This window comes from Chitinophagales bacterium (assembly GCA_013816805.1).
Lineage (GTDB): Bacteria > Bacteroidota > Bacteroidia > Chitinophagales > UBA10324 > MGR-bin340.
Map to the genome: position 1 here is coordinate 1 of JACDDS010000030.1, position 3618 is coordinate 3618.

Here is a 3618-nt window from a genome sequence, read left to right on the forward strand (position 1 = left end):
AATCCGATGCATAACGAATTACAGGTGATAGCAAAAAATGTTAGTGCAAGTGCAGTAATAAAAATTATGGACATGCTTGGCAATGTTCGCCTCAGTGAAACAATGAGATCATCCAACTTTCATTGCCTGGTCAACGACCTGGCTGCTGGGTGTTACCTGATAATGGCAGTCGGTGAACAAGGTAAAGAGCTCTTTAAGGAAATAATTGTTAAACAATAATCCTTATTCCAATGAAAACGTTATTTACTCTTTTAGGCCAAGCCCTGTCTCGCCAGCAGATTGCTTTCGAATATGTAGTTCGTGTTGTCAATTTTTTTCCCTTAAAATAAGGTGGTACTGTGATTCTGCAGCGAACTCGCTATCTTTTTTCTGCAGCTTCTTCCGCTATTGCCCAAAGGCGCTCCCGGAGTGAAGCTGCAGCGGGAAGAGTAGCACTTACAGCAGATGGCTATCAACTAACAATTAAGATGGAAATTTAATTGATTCAATACAACAGAAAACAATTATATAAATCAGATAAAATCTGTATCTTAAAAAAATTTCAAGGATGAAGAAAATAATTCTCCTCTTTCCGCTTATTTTCCTTAGCAAAATTTTATTAGCCCAAATTTACACCGTGCCAGGTGCACAAATACAGCCCGCGTGGGTGTTTCCTTTATGGTTTGAAAATGGTAATGGACAAAAGGATACTGTATATTATTCTTATGATATAAATTCAGGAGATCCTTTCAACCCCGATTACGATACAATTTTTGGAGATTTTGCACAAGTAATCGATACTACCAAATTCCAGGTATATTATGGATGCTCATTGAGTTCAGACTTTCTTGCTTCTAAGTCTACAACGACAAATTATAATTTGCAGGGAGGAGTAAGTATTTGTTGTTACAAACCTGTTTTACCAATCATCTTGCGGTGGGATCGAAATCTTTTCTATAGTGATTCACTACCCTTTCCTGACCTTGACCCTGCGCCAAGGGCAGAAGGGCACATGTGGTTTGATCTGCCTACCTATGTGGATAGCTGCAACTTCAGCGATCCCATTTTAATGACTGATACTGTGCTCTACTCATTTGTGCCTTGTCATAAAGCTGACAGCATCATCTTTAATGGTCCTGCTCTTTCGTATCTGGTATTTTCAATTCATCCCTGGGATGGGATCATATTAAGTGCTGAATTGACAGCAAATGTTGAAGATATTCTCTGTTATACTGATTTATCCGGTAACCAGATCACAATCAGTTCTACGACTATTATAGATAGCCGAAAAGCTACCATCGTAGATATGTTTGGCAGAATAGTATCTGACCAGGATATTAAACAAAGTAAAGAACAAATAGACATCTCAAACATTACACCTGGTGTTTATTTGTTGATAGTTACTGACAATAACCTTCTCATTTATAAATACAAATTCATCAAAACTTAATCTATCTCATGAAGAATCTGCTCCTCTTAATACTATTCTCACTACTCACCTTTAATGCAGTTTCTCAGATTAAATCTTCTGAGTATGGCTATCTATTTCCAACCGAAGGACCATTTAGAGTTTTATTAATTTACGCACAAGTAGATTACAGTGTGGGCGGATGTCCTTCGCCCGGAGATACTTACGAGTGTAATTATGGTATAAATGCCGAATGGCCGAAGCCTAATGTTAATAACTGCACGAATGCCTTAGATTGTGCTCCTCCTACTTGGGAGACTGCGAATCCAAATCCTGGTACCCACCCCTTTTTTGATCCTGATAATGTTACTTGGAATGACGGAACGCTGAGTGACTATTATAAGCAGGCATCGCTTAATGAATTAAATCCTTTGGGTGATTACATAAGTATTTCCTTACCGTGTACGACCCCAGGACTAGGAACCTATCCTCGTGGAGCACAGGCAGTATTTGATTATCTGGATGCCTATGCACCTGGTATTACAACAGCGCAAGGAAAACCTCTATCGTATTTTTTGCTTCCCGAAGCTTCCCTCCAAGCAGAGCAATGCGTAATTGAAGAAGAAGCTGCGGCACTCAAGTACTCATCCTAAGTCTTTGTAATGTGTAACTCAAAACAGATAAGGGTTGCTGTGCCTCATAGAATCTTGCCGAAGAATGAGGATAAAGAAGGTAGTCTGTTACTAAATTCCATTTCTTGGAGACAGGGTTAAGATGCATGTATTTCGCTTTTGTTCGATCATTTTATCTGTATGAAATCTTTTGTTATCGGAAGAGACCTCGAAAACCCTATGATACTTTCCTTTTTTCCTTTCCTTTATCAGTAAGTGCGCTTGACAGTTTCATTAGTATATCTTTTCGGTTTAACTGTTTGAGCCACTTCACAATTTCATACGCCATAAATCGCTTTCCTTCTTTAATGATATCATTAACAGGTTTTGAGCGGTCGGGTATAAAAAGTAATAAATGAATATGATTCGGCATTATCACATAACCGATCAATTGATTACTATCCTTACGTAATCTTGCAAACCAGTCATATATGTAATCATAGAGTGCCGTTATTTCAAATAAAGGCAGCCATTGCAGACAGGTGAACGTGATAAAATAGACATGATGGCTTTGGGAATATGTAGTTCGTGTTGTCAATTTTTTTCCCTTAAAATAAGGATGGTACTGTGATTCTGCAGCGTACTCCCTATCTTTTTTCTGCAGCTTCCTCCGCTATTGCCCAAAGGCGCTCCGGAGTGAAGCTGCAGGGGGAAGAGTAGCACTTACAGCAGATGGCTATCAACTAACAATTAAGATGGAAATTTAATTGATTCAATACAACAGAAAACAATTATATAAATCAGATAAAATCTGTATCTTAAAAAAAATTTCAAGGATGAAGAAAATAATTCTCCTCTTTCCGCTTATTTTCCTTAGCAAAATTTTATTAGCCCAGGTTTACACCGTGCCAGGTGCACAAATACAGCCCGCCTGGGTTTTTCCTTTATGGTTTGAAGATGGCAGCGGAGCGAAGGATACATTGTATTTTAGTTATGATCCGAATGCCGGCTCAGTTAGCGATACGATTTTTGGCGAAAAAAAAGAACAGCTGGATTCAACAATGTTTCAGGCATATTACGCTTGTGCTATTGATACTAATTTCTCTGCTTATAAAAAGATTACACTTACTTCTCCTCAGATTGGCGTTAATATTTGTTTTTTTAACACACAAATGCCCTTGACCTTACGTTGGGATTCTAAAGTTTTAAACAGTGACTCTCTACCGCTTCCTGATCAAGCGCCCGCCCCCCGCGCACAAGGTGTGTTAGCGTATGACCTGCCCATGCAGATTAACATGTGCTCCTTTGAATTACCTCTTCTTATGACAGACACTACGCTTTATGTGTGGGACACCATTTGCAGCTTTAGTGACAGTATTGTATTTGAGGGACCAAGTGCTTCTTACCTGAGTTTTCACGTAGAGCCTTGGAAAGGAATTTTATTGGGAATTGACAACAGTGCGCAAAACCTGGAAAAGGTTTTTGTCTATCCAAATCCGATGCATAACGAATTACAGGTGATAGCAAAAAATGTTAGTGCAAGTGCAGTAATAAAAATTATGGACATGCTTGGCAATGTTCGCCTCAGTGAAACAATGAGATCATCCAACTTTCATTGCC

6 protein-coding genes are annotated in these 3618 nt (G+C 38.8%); 5 read left to right on the top strand and 1 reads right to left on the bottom strand.

Features of this window, described 5'->3' with window-relative positions; genetic code table 11:
* The 4 genes from H0W62_15265 to H0W62_15280 form a co-directional block, all read left to right on the top strand.
* Positions 1 to 219, top strand: a 219-nt coding sequence (locus tag H0W62_15265; protein MBA3649877.1) for a T9SS type A sorting domain-containing protein, incomplete at its 5' end; no start/stop codon positions are given.
* Between the two features lie 119 nt (positions 220 to 338).
* A complete protein-coding gene (locus tag H0W62_15270) occupies positions 339 to 479 on the top strand; it encodes a hypothetical protein (GenBank protein ID MBA3649878.1) in 141 nt (46 codons plus the stop codon).
* 68 nt (positions 480 to 547) lie between these two features.
* A complete protein-coding gene (locus H0W62_15275) occupies positions 548 to 1429 on the top strand; it encodes a T9SS type A sorting domain-containing protein (GenBank protein MBA3649879.1) in 882 nt (293 codons plus the stop codon).
* Between the two features lie 8 nt (positions 1430 to 1437).
* Positions 1438 to 2040 carry a hypothetical protein gene (locus H0W62_15280; GenBank protein MBA3649880.1) on the top strand — a complete coding sequence of 201 codons (603 nt, stop codon included), beginning with the start codon at positions 1438 to 1440 and terminating at the stop codon, positions 2038 to 2040.
* A gap of 196 nt (positions 2041 to 2236) precedes the next feature.
* On the opposite strand, the gene H0W62_15285 is transcribed toward H0W62_15280, so the two are convergent.
* Positions 2237 to 2596 carry a transposase gene (locus H0W62_15285; protein MBA3649881.1) on the bottom strand — a complete coding sequence of 120 codons (360 nt, stop codon included), beginning with the start codon at positions 2594 to 2596 and terminating at the stop codon, positions 2237 to 2239.
* Positions 2597 to 2834: 238 nt separating this feature from the next.
* Here H0W62_15285 and H0W62_15290 point away from each other — a divergent pair.
* A partial coding sequence (locus H0W62_15290) for a T9SS type A sorting domain-containing protein (protein ID MBA3649882.1) occupies positions 2835 to 3618 on the top strand: 784 nt, incomplete at its 3' end.

What these genes read in the sequence shown, in the direction of transcription:
- H0W62_15280 (MBA3649880.1), top strand. Translation starts at nt 1,438, where the DNA reads ATGAAGAATCTGCTCCTCTTAATACTATTCTCACTACTCACCTTTAAT.
- H0W62_15275 (MBA3649879.1), top strand. Translation starts at nt 548, where the DNA reads ATGAAGAAAATAATTCTCCTCTTTCCGCTTATTTTCCTTAGCAAAATT.